This is a genomic window from Globicatella sp. HMSC072A10, from assembly GCF_001811625.1.
Taxonomy (GTDB): domain Bacteria; phylum Bacillota; class Bacilli; order Lactobacillales; family Aerococcaceae; genus Globicatella; species Globicatella sanguinis.
Window position 1 is genome coordinate 1 of the sequence record NZ_KV805638.1, and the last position, 15,880, is coordinate 15,880.

Genomic DNA, 15,880 nt, shown 5'->3' on the forward strand with positions numbered 1-15,880 from the left:
TAATGATAGATACTCTGTTATGGGACGCTTACGCATGAAATATCAAAAAAAGCAAAGAAACATACATTTTGAACTGTTTCTTTGCTTTTGTAGGTTTGTAAATTGGGTATTCAATTTTTAGTGTAACAGCACATCTTAATTAATAGACATACTATAATTTATTCTTTCAACTATTGATTTTAGGAAAAAATTCCGCTTGTTGCTAGAATTAGAAAAATGAAGTAATAAAGGTAGAGTCCTAAAATGAGTTTGTTCATTGAAAGTTGCATTTTGTAAAAAATTAAGATTAAAATGAGTGAGATGATAGAACTGATTTTATTATTTATTATTATGTTTGAGGTGGGTAAATTTAGGTGTAAACTGACAATAGGTAACAGGAAATATATTATCATCAAAACAAATTTTGTTATGTTCGATTCCAAAAGTTTCATCTTACCACTCCTTTATACTAATAAACCACACGCCAATCCTCTTCTTTAGTGTATTGTGTTCTTTTGACATGTCTAATAAACGCTCCAGAATATCTGTCATAAACATCGTATTCTACTGTATATGAAACATCTCTCCAAAAAACATTGTAAGTTCTTTCAATGGATCCAATTGGGGTGTTAATTCCAGGCGAAACTTGGTAGGCAAAATACCAATCGGACAAAATTTGATAGTTATATTTTTTGAAATTTCTTGCGTCTTCATAATGTAGCGGTTGTACAATTGCCCCTTTATCAATACTATAATCATCAATAAGAGACGTAGCATTTACTGATGTAGCATTAGTAAATGTTAATATTAAACCAACAAAAAATAGTAAATTTTTCAGAAATTTTTTCATGATTTTCTACCTCCTATAATATTTTCAATGGCCCTTGGACAAAAAATATTTGATTGATGATGAATACCCAAATTATAAAACTTACTTCAATTATAAATTACCAAAAACTTTTAAAAAAGTCAAAATAATTTTAAACTTTTAAAAATTTATGCTTGCTTATGGAAGAAACTGTAATTAAGAAGGCACATAATATTCAGGGCTGAAAAGATTCGAGTCTATATTTCCTAATGATTACCACAATATTTTCAAAAGTATATAGTCGCAGATTATCAATTATGAGCAGCAATTTTTCATTATAATTAAAGCTATTGAACATTAATTCAGTCATTTATCATTGGTTATTTGTTTATAAAATGGTAAGATAAATCTAACAGAAATCACGTGATTTATTTCATAAAAGGAGGACGGTAATATGCGAAAACAACGAGAAATGAGTGACCGTGAATGGTTAATCAGGCGTAGACTGAGTCGTATTTTTCATTTTCTATTAATCGTATTAGGTATTATTCTCTATTATAAAATTTGGCGCAATCCCTATTTAATGTATCCAGTCATTAGAATAGCCTTCATTTTTGTGCTTATTTATTACCCGATTCAATGGCTTTTATTAATCTATGACAAATGGAAAAGAAGAAAGCGACGTTAGTATGAGTTTAGTAAAATAGTGTTAAATAACTTAGGAGGTGGCTTATGAAAATACTCATTGTTGAAGATGATAAAATAATTGCTCGACAATTAAAAGTCGAGTTGGAAAAGTGGCAATATCAAGTTGCTTTAATTGAAGACTTTACCAAAGTCATCGAAGAATTTGAAGCTTTTAAACCTAATTTAGTATTAATGGATATTGGGTTGCCCGCTTTTAATGGCTATCATTGGTGTCAACAAATTCGACAAATTTCAAAAGTACCCATTATTTTTATTTCTTCTCGAGCGGACAATATGGATCAAGTGATGGCGATTCAAATGGGTGCGGACGATTACTTAACCAAGCCGATTGATTTAAGTTTATCTTTGGCTAAAATCCAAGCGCTCCTTCGCCGTTCTTATGATTATACTGTTGAAGCTCCACAAACGAGCTACGGCGGGTTAAGTGTCGACTTTGCTAATGCGAGTGTTCTCTATGAAGGAACAACGGTCGAATTAACTCATACTCAATTACAAATCATGGAGTCATTAATCGAAGCTAAAGGTGGATTTGTCTCGCGAGAAGCGATTATGGATCATTGTTGGGATCAAGCTAATTTTATTGATGATAATACTTTGTCCGTAAATATTTCGCGCATTCGTAAACGCTTGGAAGATCAAGATGTCAAAATGAGTATTCAAACAAAAAAAGGACTTGGTTATGCTCTGAAGGTGAATGAAAATGAATAGATTGAAACAATATCTTAAATTAAAATGGCCATCTATGCTTTTGTATGTAACACCAGTCGTTTTAACGATGGTTGTCATGATCGTCTACCAATTAGATGGACAGATGATTCAATATATATTATGGTTGAGCTTATTTGTCGGCGTGATTTTATTTGTAATTAGTTTAATTCGCTTTGAACATGACCAATTACAACAAGAAGAATTGCAAGTTTTACAAGATGAAAATCACCAATTAAAACAAGAACTCCATCATATCCGACTCGAAACCGAGACGTATTTTCTGACTTGGCTTCATCAGATGAAGACGCCGATTGCGGGGGCGCAATTATTATTGAGAGAAGAGTGCGGTGACAATGCCAATGAATTACGCTTATTAATGACCGAAATTGATAAATACACGGGTATGGCATTATCATATATAAAATTAATGAATCCTGGTACGGATTTGGAGTTTACTAAGTTAACATTGGATGAATTGTTAAGTCCACTGATTAAGAAATATCGATACCAATTCTTTTATTATAATGTGAGTTTGGAATATGAGAGATTAATACAAGTGGTGATTACCGACGGTCACTGGAGCTCCCTGATGATTGAACAAATTCTTTCAAACGCGTTGAAATACTGCCAAAATGAAAATGACGCAAAAATATCAATATATTTTAATGAGGCAACACAAGAGTTGGCAATTCAAGACAATGGTATTGGTATACAAGCAAGTGATTTGACTAAAATCTTTGATAAAGGCTATGTTGGCTTTAACGGACGTTTACATGAAAAAGCCAGTGGTCTGGGGTTATATTTAGTCGATCTAATCTCAGAACGCTTAACACAACCTGTTAGAGTTGAATCAGAACTGGATAAAGGTTCTATTTTCTATATCAAGTTTAATCTTGCAAAAATGTAAGATTAGACTTGTTTTTGTTAGATTAGATAAAGGCAGCTACTCTTGATATCCGGTAAACTTAAGTTAACAAATCAAAGGAGTGAGCAAAATGTCATTATTAAAAATACAAAATGTTGAGAAAGTATATGGTAAAAAAGGTTTTGGTGTGCTAACGAAAGCTCTTAAAAAAGTTAACTTCGAAGTCAATGAAGGTGAATTTGTCTCAATCATGGGGGAGTCTGGTTCGGGTAAAACAACCTTACTAAATATAATCGCAACATTAGATCAGCCGACGAATGGACAAGTTCTACTAAATAATTTACCATTATCTGAGATTAAGTCAAAAGATATTGCGAAGTTCCGTCGAGAACGTCTCGGGTTTGTTTTCCAGGATTTTAATGTGTTAAATAACTTCAATAATAAAGACAATATCCTCTTGCCATTAGTTCTCTCGGAAAAAAAGATAACCGAAATGGAACAACGTTTATCAGAGATTACCCCTATCTTAGGGATTGAATCCTTATTAGAGAAGTTTCCGTACCAAATATCAGGAGGACAACGTCAACGTATTGCGATTGCGAGAGCGATTATTACGCAACCGGATATTTTATTAGCCGATGAGCCAACGGGAGCATTGGATTCGAAAACATCGCAAACAATTTTAGAATTATTCCAGTCATTAAATGAGATGGGGCAAACGATTTTAATGGTAACTCATTCGATCAAAGCGGCAGCAATGTCCAATCGTGTGTTATTTATTAAAGATGGGATTATCTTTCATGAAATCTATCGTGGCAATGATTCGGTACAAGCGTTCCAAGAACGAATTGCAGATAGTTTAACCGCTATGAATCAAGGTGGCGAATAAATATGAAATTAGGACTTTATTTACAACTTGCGTGGCGAAACTTAAAAGCCAATCATCAATTACAGATTCCCTTCGTATTGGCCAGTAGTTTAATGTTTGCGATACTTTACGTTATGGCTTCATTAAAGACAAATAAGTTTGTTACAGAAAGACATACTGATTTACCAATCTTAATGGGGCTTGGCGTTTTTATTGTAGCTTTATTGGCTATTATCTTTACCACTTATGGTCAAACTTTTATTGCGAAAAGAAGAAGTAAAGAATTTTCATTATATTCTATTCTAGGGTTCGAGAAGTTACATATTTCAATGGTCATTCTGATTGAGCAACTCATTAACTTCGTCGTGATTGGTTTATTAAGTATTGTAATGGGGCAATTAGTTGGGACGATTATGTTTAAAGTGATGACGAATCTGCTTAAAGATGCAGCTACCACCTTAGGCGATTATCCACTTTCTTGGTATGCTATCTCAGTAGTAGCAATTGTGTTGGCGGGGATATTATTTGTATTATATTTATTTCAGACATTCAGAGTAAGCTTGTTAAATCCAATTGATTTAATAGGACAACAAGAATCTGGAGAAAAAACTGGGAAGTTTCAATGGTTTTGGTTAATTTCAGGATTGACAGCACTAGGTTCAGGTTACTATATTGCTTGGACGACTAAAGGTCTTCTTGATTCAATTTTAATGTTCTTTATTGCTGTGTTACTCGTGATGATGGCAACCTATTTCTTATTTATGACGTTAATCTCATTTGTATTAAATCGATTTAAGAACAATAAGAACTACTATTATCAGCCAAACCATTTCTTATCAATATCTGGAATGTTATACCGAATTCGTTCAAATGCCATAAGTTTAGCAAGTATTGCCATTTTAAGTACAGGATTTATGTTAGCGTTAGGAAGTACCATTGCGATTTATGGCGGGATTGAAGATACTATAAAAATGCGCCATGTACGCGATTATGAAGTTTATTCTTATGATCATGATTATTTTTTAGATGAAAGTCCAGACGCTATTTCAGCAAAGAAAGAATCGCTTCAAGAACAAATAAATCAATTATCAGACATTTCAGAAGTAAAGGATGTTTATCTAACTGAAAGTATTTTTACAAATTTTAAATTATCATCAAAGGATATGAACACTTTAGAAAAATTAGCAAATAACGAGATTAAGTCTAAAAATCTGTTTTTTATTGGAACGATTATGACCTTAGAAGATTATAATCAATTGCATGGGACTAAGCATCAATTGAATGAAAGCGAAATATTATTAAATGATTTGAATGGGGTTTTCAAAGATAAGAAAGTGCTCAATATTGCGGGGAGAGAGTATCGAATCCAATATAATAATGACCCTATTCATACCAATGTTGTTATTGATTATGTCCAACTTATTGTAGCGAGTAGAAAAGAGATGATGGAACTTGGTAAATATTATCAACCAGAGAATCCGGTTATGGAGCCAGGCGGTTTTAGAATTTCTTTTGATGTTACGAAAGATAGTGACGCTCTAAAAGATAAGATAGCAACTGTTTTTGCTGGGGACGCTCAAGGTATATTAAGCGTTGAACAGACCCGTAAAGAGACTTATCAATTTAATGGAGGGTTCCTATTTTTAGGGATTATGATTGGTGTGGTATTACTCGTCGGTACTGTCTTAATGATTTATTATAAACAAATTACCGAAGGATATGATGATAAAGCCAACTTCCAAGTTATGAAACAAGTCGGTTTACCAGAAGACATGATTAAAACGACGATTAAACAACAAACGTTTTGGCTATTTGCCTTACCGATTATTGTAGCCGTTATCCATGGTTTAGTCGCAAGTAAAATTATTTATCGACTTTTAGGTTTGTTTGGTATTTACCAATTATCACAATTCTTTATCCCTTATATTATCGTCATTATCATCTTTGTGATAATCTATTACATTGTGTATCGTGTTACATCAAGTGTTTATTATAAAATTGTGAATGAAGAAAAGATTGACTAATTTATCGTTAATGATATTTTCACGGTAAAAATTAATCTATTGGGAGTGAGCCAGAAGTTGAAACTACTTCAAGAGCTCGCTCCCTTTGCTATTCTCTCCAGAGTACACGTGCTATAATAAAAGAGCAAAAATAAAAAAAGGTGGGTTAGTCATGACAGAAGTACTAAAACAATTTGATTGTTGTGTTATCGATTTTGAGACCGCAACACATTATAATAACTCAGCCTGTTCTATTGGCATGGCATTTATTAAAGAACTTCAAATTGTTGAACGATTTTATAGTTTAATTCAACCTCCAGGAAATCGTTATGCTCAGTCCAATATACGCGTGCATGGTATTACCTCGAAGGATACCGCAACGGCACCAACATTTGGTGAGCTTTGGTCTGAGATAGAATCAAAAATCAATTCATCTCGTTACATCTCAGCTTATAATAGTCAATTTGATATGGGAGTTCTGCTTGAATCAGCACGGCATTATGGCATCAAGGTTCCAGAATTTAAGACATTTGATGCCATGTTCTTTAACCCAAGTTATCGTAATCAAGTGATGAAATTAAGTGCCTTAGCGCGTCAGTTTGACTTTACTTTTGAGGCTCATAATGCGATGGCTGACGCTGAAGTAACCGCAAAAATTTTAATTGAGACGATGAAAGAATATCGTACGGATGATTTTGACGAATTTTTAAAAAGGCATCAAGTATTGGTCAAACCGATCAGCCGGTATAATACGACGACCGCAAATCATTTCAAGCCGAAGTTTCAGAAATTTAAAAAATCCTTGAAAATTACGGATGTTAATCAAGTTCCACCAAAGGAAGAATATTCAGACCATTGGTTACAAAGTAAAAATGTAGTCTTAACGGGTGAGTTTGAAACTGGAAAAGATGAATTAATGATGAAAGTACGTTATCATGGTGCCGTTTTAAAATCAACAGTCAGTAAAACGACGGATGTTCTAATCGAAGGTTGGCAAGACCCAAAATATCAAGATGAAATTGGTTTGGTAGAAAAACAACGTAAGGCTCGCCAGTTGATAGAAGAGGGTCATCCGATCATGATTTTATCAGAAGCTGATATATTGGAACGGTTGTAAGGAAAGTAAAGATTCTCTATAAAAGAAGGATTTTCATTTTATGATAGATTTAAAGTCTTTTAATGAACAAGATTTAAAAATAATTTGGGAAATTGGTTTTCAAGAAAAATATCCAGAATGGTCAAAATTGAATGCTCCTTATTACGTTGAATATCGTTCTTATCAAACTTATGAAGAATTCAAACAAAGCCAAGCTTTTGACTATTTAAAGTCCGAAACTTGTCGAGGTATCTATATTGATAATAAGCCGATTGGTATGGTGTCACGTTATTGGGAAAATAAAATGACGCGTTGGATGGAGATTGGGATTATTATTTATCAATCGAATGGGTGGGCAAAAGGGAATGGATCCATGGCATTAACCCAGTGGGTGACCCAAACATTTAATGATTTTCCTGAAATACAACGGGTTGGTTTAACGACTTGGTCGGGTAATTAAAGAATGATGCGTGCGGCCGAGAAAATTGGGATGATACAAGAAGCGTGCATTCGAAAAGTAAGATATTTTGAAGGTGTTTACTATGATTCAGTCAAATATGGTGTCTTAAGAGATGAGTGGGATAGAGGCCAAGATTTATTGCGAAATAGTTTAATAGAACGAGAGAAGATTTCTAACATTCGTCGGGCAAAAGTAACAGATGCGGATGCCATTGCTGAATTGAGCCAGGTTTCATTGGAGTATGATTGTACCAGTGACGAAGTTAAGTCTAAGCTCACAAAATTATGGAATCAATCGAACCAAATCATTCTTGTATATGTAGATGTTGAGATGGAAAAAGTGGTAGGCTTCGTGCAAGCAGAACGCTATCAGGCAGTTTACTTCGAAGATGGATTAAATATCTTAGGTTTAGCTGTATTACCAACGTATCAAGGTCGAGGGATTGGACGACAGTTAATGGCAGCAGTTGAAACACTTGCTAAAAATAATCAATTATCATTTATTCATTTAAATTCTGCGGATTACCGTCATGAAGCGCATGCTTTTTACGAGGCAATTGACTACCGTTCGAATAAACTTCAAAAAAGATTTATTAAAGAAATTGACTAGGATCGGAACAACTTAGCTTAAAAAATCATCAATGTCTTCTCTAACGTTTATCAAATGCTTTTATTAACCGATGAAATGGAAAAAACGAGAAAATTTTATGAGTCCGTCGGATTTAAAGACGCCAAAGAGCTACAAGGTGTTGCTTTTACCTTGTTAAAATAGTTTATCTTTTATAATTAAAACAACTGAAGTATACATATTGATATACTCTCCCTAAAGTAGATACTTAAAAAGTAAACTACTTTAGGGGGAATTTTTTTGAAACTAAATAAATTATAAAATCAAGGTAGAGATGCACATCGCAATAAAATATTTGAATATAACTATTCATCATTGATAGAAAATGACAGTATATCATTGACTTTTCTTATATAATGTAGGAAAATATAGGAAAAGGAAAGTAGGAAAATATAGGAAAATAAAAAAGGGGGAACCAATATGAATTCCGAACAAACATATTATACTGGAAAAGAAGTGGCAGAAATGTTAGGCGTGACAACGCGGACGATTCGTAATTATTTAAAAGAAGGTAAATTAAAAGGTACTAAATTTGGTGGTCGTTGGAATTTTACTCAAGCTGATATTGAGCATTATATTCAACAAGAAGAGCAACAGTTCAAATCAAATTCAAATGAAAACTTTGAAAGAGTTGAACACTTTAATCTAGAAATTAAACAAATATTTACTACTGCGCATTTACTTGAAAAAGGGATTGAAAATATTTTGACTTTAATGAATCAGTTAATATCAGATAAACCAGAGTATCAATATCGCTTTTTTTATAAAAGAATAGGTGAGACTCAAGCTGTATTTAATTTTAATGGTCTATTGGGCGGATTTGCTTTATTAAGTGAAAGCATAGTACAAGTATTAAAGGATTAGGTGAATAATCATGCAATTATTAAAGAAAATTGGTCCGAAAATTTATTTGATAATACTGATAAATGTGATAACCATTGTCTTATCACGTATTGTTATTCCCTTATTGGTTCCTAATAATCAAAGTTTATTGTCAATGGATACTAGTACTATTTTATTTGTTTTTGGATTTGTTATGCTAGGTTCATTTCTGCTCCAATCAGTACTGAGTATTTTATTTGAAAAATTGATGACACAATATAAAGTGGAGCTTTATTTAGACCAGGTCTTTAAACTCCAACAAATGAAATATGATGCCATTCTAAAATTAGGAACAACCTCTATTGTGACACGATTTTTTGAAATGGTTGATTCAATTTACTTTTTTCTCTCTGGTGGTCTAGCGACATTCTCATTAGCACTCATTTTAATCATTATTTCCCTAATTATTGCTTGGTGGATTGACATGAACGTGTTTATTGCCTTAATTACCTTAATTCCAATCAACTATTTTGGCTTTAAGAAAATTAATCAAGAATTGTCAAGACGCATGGCCTTATTTCAAAAGACCTTTAACAAGACACAACAAAATATTATTCAAGCGTTAACTAATGTGGAATTTTTAAAAACGAGATCAAATAAACAGCAAATTCAAAATTTGATTAGCTCCGATTTATATCATTCCTATCAAACGCTTGCTGAGACCAATAAATTTGCAGGTATCTCATCCAATCTTATCGGGATGTTAAATCAATGTATTCAATATTCGATCTATATTGCCATAACATTATCAGTGGCAAGAAACCAAAGTTCGATTACGCACTTGTTAACTACTAGTATTGTGTTGCCCACCTTTTTTCAAGCATTAAGGGAATTGAATAGCGCCAATCTTGATTTTTCATCATTACGAGTGTCTAAAGAGTACCTTGAGAAAGAAATAACGCCATTTGTTGAAGTAGAGTCAGCAGGTCAAACTTTAACGGAAGTCACTCAGGTCGAGATGACAGAAGTACGATACCAAATAGAAGAGCAGCGGTTCCAGATACCAGTGCACCAAGTTTTTTATAAAGGTGATTGGATTCATATTGCAGGACCTTCAGGAGTAGGAAAGAGTTCATTGGTCAAATTATTGTTAGGTTTAAGAGAAAGTACGGGTATCAAAATTAATCATGTACCGCTCAATTGTTTTGAAAAAGCCAGTTTAAGAAAAAGGATTGCTTATGTGACACAAGAAATTCCAATTTTTAATAAAACCTTAGAAGAAAATATTGGATTGGGACGATGTTTGTCACCAAAAGAAAAAGAAATGATTGAAGACAGTCAAATTTTAAGTTCAATTTTAAGAACAAAAAACTGGCAAACATTCATTTTAAATTCGGGAAATAATCTCTCTGGTGGTGAAAAACAACGCATTGCGATTGCGCGTTTGCTTTTATCTAACCCAGATATCATCATTATTGATGAGAGTACTAGTGCCATTGATCATAAAACATCTGAAGCCATCTATCAATTGTTAAAAGCAACTTTTAGCGAAGCTATTGTCTTTGTAATTACGCATGATCAGACTAAGCAAGTGTATTGCAATCGTGTGGTAAAATTAGGCTAGCCACTACTCATTGATTGTTATTGTCGATTTAATAATGGAAAAACAACTCAAAAAGAGGTAAACTATTAACAATGCTAAATAATTTTATGTGTGGAGGAAAAGAATGAAGAAAATTACTAATGAAAGTCTCTTTGAGTTAAAAAGTTTGGCGAATCCTAAAGTAGCACAAAACAAAGTGTTCTTTATTGAAACTCAAATGCGTAAAAAGGAAAATGATTATTTTGGTGAAATTAAAAGTTATGATTTAGAAACAGAAAAAATAAAAATCTGGAGTCCAAATCATGTTTCCGTACAAGATTTTGACATTTCACCTAATCAGACTTATATCAGTTATACCGCTAAAATTGAAGGTAATGAAAAGTTACAATTGTTTTTGATGCCTTTGGATGGGGGCAGTCCAATTCAGTTAACCAGCGAAGAATCAGACATTATGAGTTATCTCTGGTCAAAGGACAGTCAATCAGTCTATTATCAGGTGTCCAAAAAAGAAACAACAGATGTTGATGAGAATAACGATAATTCCTCAAAAGACCTTCCACAACCGACACATATTGAAAAAATTACTTATAAAAATGATGGTGCCGGATTCGTTAAAACGAATTTAACCTATGCGATTTATAAAGTTTCGGTGACCACGAAAGCAGTTGATGAGGTAATTGTTTTGCCTTATGCTGTAAGTCTTGCGGACCTTACGAAAGATGAATCGAAACTTTTTGTCAATATCAACCAAGCTAATGAGGATGAGTTTGCTTTTGCTAAAGGGGCAATTAAGTCGATTGATTTAAAAGCCAAGAACTTTGAGACATTTGAACCAACTAAAGCATTCGCCTCAGCTAGTTTTGTAGCGTTAAATCCAAGCGAAACGCATTATTTATTATTCACCAATGGTTTTACTTATGGTTTTGTAACGCATTCAAAATTATATGTTTATGAAGTCGCTACGCAAAAGTTAACCAATGTATTACCAGAATTTGAATATGATTTAGGTGATAGTTTAGTTGCGGATTTTCAACAAGCGGTTCATGGTTTTGAATGTAAATGGCTAGATGATGAACGGTTTATCTTTTCAGCAACTGTCAAAGGTGAGATTCATTTGTTTGAAGGGAATCTTAGGGGCAGAGTAGTAGAAAAGTTTGCCAAGTCATTGCATATTACCTCAGGAGTTGCGGCATTAGAAGGTTACTATATTACTTATTCGACACCAACAATCCCCAGTCGCTTAGCGGTAGTAGATGCAGGCAAGGCAGTAAAAGATTTGTATAATCCGAATAAACAATTTGAATCAGAGCATCATATTGTGGACCCAGAACGCTTTTGGTTTAAAGGTTATGATAATTGGGAGCTTCAAGGTTGGTATTTGCCGCCTATTACAAAAGAAAAAGAGCATGCGGCTATCTTATATATTCATGGTGGACCGCAAGTTGCTTATGGGGAAAGTTTCTTCCATGAAATGCAAGCCTTAGCTCAGTCCGGATATGGCGTTATGATGTTAAATCCACGAGGTGGTAGTGGCTATGGTCAAGAATTCGTAGCCGCAATTTTGGGAGATTATGGTAACCATGACTTCGATGATTTAATGCTAGGAGTCGATTACGTCTTAGCGCAACATCCTGAAATCGATCAACAACGATTATTTGTAGCTGGTGGGAGTTATGGAGGCTTTATGACCAACTGGATTGTAAGCCATACTAATCGTTTTAAAGCGGCAGTTAGTCAACGTTCTATCTCTAATTGGATAAGTTTTTATGGTGTGAGTGACATTGGGATGTTTTTTGTTGAATATCAATTGCAGCGAGATTTTTCGGACATTGAAGGTTTGTGGAAGTTATCACCACTTGCCTATGCTAATAAGGTCAAGACACCAATCCGTTTCTTACACGGTCAAAGTGATTTAAGATGTCCTCAAGAACAAGCGGAACAAATGTATATTGCGATGAAAAAGCATGGAGTAGAATCAGACTTAATATTATACCCACAATCAAGTCATGGACTGTCACGTGCAGGTATTCCTAATTTGAGAATGGAGCGACTAAAACATGTAAAAGAATGGTTCGACCAACATCAATAAACTGAATCAAATTATATAATAGGCTATATTAAAAGCTCACTTAGAAGACTCGTTATTAGTTTCTAAGTGAGCTTTTTAGTCAATTTGAGTAGCTTGCGAGCAGCGACTATTAGGTTTTGCTATCGAATATAAAAATGCTGTTTTCTAAACCGGTTTCTTTACTTCATATCGACGGGCAACTAATGATAAGGAATAACAAACAATGAAGTATAGCACTGCGGAAATAAAGAATACTTGTAAAATAACATCGACATCTTGGTTATAAATGATTTTTGCATTATGCATAATTTCTGGTAAGGCGATGATAGTAGCTAAAGAGGTATCTTTAATTAAGGCAATTAATTGACTAACGATGGCAGATATCATATTACGCATTGCTTGTGGTAATAAGATTAAGGTTAAGACTTGCCAAGTAATTAACCCGGATGCGTATCCAGCTTCTTTTTGTCCGCTAGGTAGTCCTTTTAGTCCAGCGCGGATAATTTCTGAAATCATTGCCGACTCGAAAATGGTCATGGCAGTTACTGCTGACCAAAAAATAGATAAACGAATACCAATTTGTGGTAGCGCAAAGTATGTAAAGAAAATGATTAGTAATAAAGGTAGATTACGAATAGTATCAATGAGTAGGGCGAGTAAATATGATATAATCGGAATATTTTCATAGCGTAAGGTCCCTAAAATAATACCAAATATCAAACTCAAAATGATTGTGATAGCAGCAACACCAATTGTGACCCATAAACCATTTAATAAGAAAGAAAATTGATTGCCTGAAATAAATAAAAGTGTCGTCATCTAAATTCCTCCTATCTACTTGTACGACTTTGGCGTTCTTCTAATTGTTTAACCATTAAACTGATAGGTACCGTAATAATTAAGTAGAAGATTCCAACGATAATATAGGTGCCAAATACATTATAGGTTTCACTGACAATTAAGTCGCCTTGATACATTAAATCTAGGCCAGCCACCATTGCGAAGATAGAGGAGTTTTTGACGAGGTTAATCATTTGATTGCCTAATGGTGGTAACACCAATTTTAATGCTTGAGGCAAGATAATTAAAAACATCACTTGATTTTTAGATAAACCACTAGCTAAACCGGCTTCTCTTTGTCCCGATGGAATCGATGTAATGCCGCTTTTTACGACGTCAGCCACGAAAGAGGAGGTATAAATACTTAAACCAATAACTCCTGACATAAAACCGCTAATATCAATTCCTGATAAGGGCACAACGACATAGAAAAACATGACAATAATCAAAAGGGGAATGTTACGAAAAACTTCGATGTAAGCAGTAGCGAAGCCACTAAGTAGTTTGTTATCAGAAGTTTGAGCAATGGCCATACCAATCCCAATGATAAAGCTAACTATTAGAACAATTAGGGAGGCTAATAATGTGTAACCAAATCCAGATAAAAATTGTCCTGAATAAGTATTAAAAAGTTCAATCATCTTACTCAGCTCCTTTCGCTAATAATTCTCCAAACCATTTATTATAGATTTGGTCGTAAGTTCCATCGGCCTGCATGTCGGCAAGATGTTGATTAATCTGAGCTAAAAATCCTTCTTGTTGTTTATTAACTGCAATCCCATAAGGTTCATCGGTAAAGTTTTCACTGACGACACGATAACCGTCATTTCCAACTAATAATCCTAAAAGAATGGCATTATCAGTCGTAACGGCATCACCTTGACCTGCTTTTAGTGCGGTAAAGCCATCGGCATAGGTTTCTAATTCGATGATATTGGCTGCGGGTGCAGCTTCACGAATATTTTTAGCACTAGTTGATCCTTTAACCGTAATAACCGTATGCTCAGCCGTTAAATCTTTAACAGAATTAATATTAGTATCATTAGCAACTAATAAAGATTGCCCCGCTGCAAAATAGACATCACTAAAGTCGACGACTTTTTTACGAGCATCTGTGATGGTCATGGTAGCGATAATTGCGTCGATATTGCCGTTTTTTAATAATGGAATACGGGTTTTACTGGTGACTTCAATAAAACGAGCATTTTCAGCATCACCGGTAATGCGTCTGGTTAATTCCTTCGCAATATCGATATCGAATCCTTCAATTTCTTGAGTTTCAACATTATAATACCCAAATAATTTTGTATCATTTTTAACGCCCCAAAGGATTGTATGATCATTTCCAGATAATCGTTCAGCAACATCTTTAGTTAATGATTTTGAAGCTGCTTGGTTAAAGACTATGAGAAAAAAGGCTATAATAGCTATAAATAATAAATACGCGATTGTTTTACTATATTTTTTATAAGACTTCATACAATCACCTCTTAATGACGAATAATTTTACTTAGGAATTGGATTGCTCTTTCTTCTTTTGGTTGAGCAAAGAAATCGTCAGAAGGACTATCTTCCACTATTTCACCTTGATCCATAAAGATAACGCGGTCGGAAACTTCTTTTGCAAACCCCATCTCGTGAGTAACGACAACCAATGTTATATCGGCTGCCTTTGCTACAGAGTTCATAACTTCTAAAACTTCGCCTACCATTTCTGGATCGAGTGCTGAGGTCGGTTCATCAAATAACATAATGTTTGGTTTCATTGCCATCGCTCTAGCGATTGCAACACGTTGTTTTTGTCCACCAGATAACATTGTAGGGTAGCTATCCATCTTATCTAGCATTCCGACTTGATCTAAGAGTTCTTTCGCTAGTTTTTCTGCATCGTCTTTAGAAGTCTTTAGTACTTTCATCGGTGCTAAGGTAATATTTTCTAAAACGGTCATGTGAGGATAAAGTTCGAAATGTTGGAACACCATCCCAATATGTTTACGGATATTTTTTAAATCGATCTTTGGCGTATTTAATTGCGTGTCATCTACCCATAGTTCGCCACTATCAATGGTTTCTAAGCCATTAATTGTTCTTAATAGGGTACTTTTTCCCGAACCTGAAGGGCCAATCAATACGACAACCTCTCCCGTATCAATCTTTAAATTAATATTTTTCAGTGCATGATAGTTTCCGTAGTATTTATCAACTTGTTTAAATTCGATTGTCATAGTTGATACCTCCTAAAAGTTTTATTGTTACAATAACATTAAAATGAGATTAAATAAAGTTTCATGTTCCAAAAGATGTTAGATAATATTACATTGAAATACAAAACTAACTGCAAATTAATTCTTTAATTGACTGTTTGAGAACTCGCTAGTCATCCACTTGATAAAGTATAAAAGTTACAATAAGATTACCCAATTTG

At 34.0% G+C, this 15,880-nt stretch carries 16 protein-coding genes; 11 read left to right on the plus strand and 5 right to left on the minus strand.

Translation table 11 applies throughout. The annotated features are described in order from the left end of the window. Nucleotides 1–448: 448 nt before the first annotated feature. Nucleotides 449–829, minus strand: a complete 381-nt coding sequence (locus HMPREF2811_RS02375) for a hypothetical protein (RefSeq protein ID WP_071407932.1) — start codon at nucleotides 827–829, stop codon at nucleotides 449–451. A gap of 412 nt (nucleotides 830–1,241) precedes the next feature. Between HMPREF2811_RS02375 and HMPREF2811_RS02380 the strand changes: the two genes are divergently transcribed. The 11 genes from HMPREF2811_RS02380 to HMPREF2811_RS02430 all read left to right on the plus strand — a co-directional run bounded on the left by HMPREF2811_RS02380 (nucleotide 1,242) and on the right by HMPREF2811_RS02430 (nucleotide 12,636). Continuing rightward, nucleotides 1,242–1,475, plus strand: a complete 234-nt coding sequence (locus HMPREF2811_RS02380) for a hypothetical protein (RefSeq protein WP_066126800.1) — start codon at nucleotides 1,242–1,244, stop codon at nucleotides 1,473–1,475. 44 nt (nucleotides 1,476–1,519) lie between these two features. Continuing rightward, nucleotides 1,520–2,203 (plus strand): response regulator transcription factor, encoded by a 684-nt coding sequence (locus HMPREF2811_RS02385; RefSeq protein WP_071407933.1) that lies wholly within the window; start codon nucleotides 1,520–1,522, stop codon nucleotides 2,201–2,203. After that, nucleotides 2,196–3,110 carry a sensor histidine kinase gene (locus HMPREF2811_RS02390; RefSeq protein ID WP_168164928.1) on the plus strand — a complete coding sequence of 305 codons (915 nt, stop codon included), beginning with the start codon at nucleotides 2,196–2,198 and terminating at the stop codon, nucleotides 3,108–3,110. The genes HMPREF2811_RS02385 and HMPREF2811_RS02390 overlap by 8 nt, the downstream gene beginning before the upstream one ends. 88 nt (nucleotides 3,111–3,198) lie before the next feature. After that, nucleotides 3,199–3,957: an ABC transporter ATP-binding protein gene (locus HMPREF2811_RS02395; protein ID WP_071407934.1), complete on the plus strand. Its 759-nt coding sequence runs from the start codon at nucleotides 3,199–3,201 to the stop codon at nucleotides 3,955–3,957. Nucleotides 3,958–3,959: 2 nt separating this feature from the next. Continuing rightward, the gene (locus HMPREF2811_RS02400; protein WP_071407935.1) at nucleotides 3,960–5,960 is read left to right on the plus strand and encodes an FtsX-like permease family protein; all 2,001 of its coding nucleotides are present in this window, start codon (nucleotides 3,960–3,962) and stop codon (nucleotides 5,958–5,960) included. Nucleotides 5,961–6,111: 151 nt separating this feature from the next. Further along, nucleotides 6,112–7,056 (plus strand): exonuclease domain-containing protein, encoded by a 945-nt coding sequence (locus HMPREF2811_RS02405; protein ID WP_071407936.1) that lies wholly within the window; start codon nucleotides 6,112–6,114, stop codon nucleotides 7,054–7,056. Between the two features lie 40 nt (nucleotides 7,057–7,096). Next, entirely contained in the window at nucleotides 7,097–7,495 is a 399-nt protein-coding gene (locus tag HMPREF2811_RS11325) for a GNAT family N-acetyltransferase (protein WP_071407937.1), read from the plus strand. A 3-nt stretch (nucleotides 7,496–7,498) separates the two neighbouring features. Continuing rightward, the gene (locus HMPREF2811_RS02415) at nucleotides 7,499–8,104 is read left to right on the plus strand and encodes a GNAT family N-acetyltransferase (RefSeq protein ID WP_246829795.1); all 606 of its coding nucleotides are present in this window, start codon (nucleotides 7,499–7,501) and stop codon (nucleotides 8,102–8,104) included. A 438-nt stretch (nucleotides 8,105–8,542) separates the two neighbouring features. Further along, nucleotides 8,543–8,986 carry a helix-turn-helix domain-containing protein gene (locus HMPREF2811_RS02420; protein ID WP_071407938.1) on the plus strand — a complete coding sequence of 148 codons (444 nt, stop codon included), beginning with the start codon at nucleotides 8,543–8,545 and terminating at the stop codon, nucleotides 8,984–8,986. A 10-nt stretch (nucleotides 8,987–8,996) separates the two neighbouring features. Continuing rightward, entirely contained in the window at nucleotides 8,997–10,568 is a 1,572-nt protein-coding gene (locus HMPREF2811_RS02425; RefSeq protein WP_071407939.1) for an ATP-binding cassette domain-containing protein, read from the plus strand. Nucleotides 10,569–10,671: 103 nt separating this feature from the next. Then, nucleotides 10,672–12,636, plus strand: coding sequence for an alpha/beta hydrolase family protein (locus HMPREF2811_RS02430; protein WP_071407940.1), 1,965 nt, complete (start codon nucleotides 10,672–10,674; stop codon nucleotides 12,634–12,636). Between the two features lie 144 nt (nucleotides 12,637–12,780). On the opposite strand, the gene HMPREF2811_RS02435 is transcribed toward HMPREF2811_RS02430, so the two are convergent. The 4 genes from HMPREF2811_RS02435 to HMPREF2811_RS02450 are packed head-to-tail and all read right to left on the minus strand — an operon-like array spanning nucleotide 12,781 to nucleotide 15,680. After that, nucleotides 12,781–13,434: an amino acid ABC transporter permease gene (locus HMPREF2811_RS02435; RefSeq protein WP_071407941.1), complete on the minus strand. Its 654-nt coding sequence runs from the start codon at nucleotides 13,432–13,434 to the stop codon at nucleotides 12,781–12,783. 11 nt (nucleotides 13,435–13,445) lie between these two features. Then, nucleotides 13,446–14,096, minus strand: a complete 651-nt coding sequence (locus HMPREF2811_RS02440) for an amino acid ABC transporter permease (RefSeq protein ID WP_071407942.1) — start codon at nucleotides 14,094–14,096, stop codon at nucleotides 13,446–13,448. Between the two features lies 1 nt (nucleotide 14,097). Further along, nucleotides 14,098–14,934 (minus strand): transporter substrate-binding domain-containing protein, encoded by an 837-nt coding sequence (locus HMPREF2811_RS02445; protein ID WP_071407943.1) that lies wholly within the window; start codon nucleotides 14,932–14,934, stop codon nucleotides 14,098–14,100. Nucleotides 14,935–14,945: 11 nt separating this feature from the next. Further along, a complete protein-coding gene (locus HMPREF2811_RS02450) occupies nucleotides 14,946–15,680 on the minus strand; it encodes an amino acid ABC transporter ATP-binding protein (protein WP_071407944.1) in 735 nt (244 codons plus the stop codon). Nucleotides 15,681–15,880: the final 200 nt, after the last annotated feature.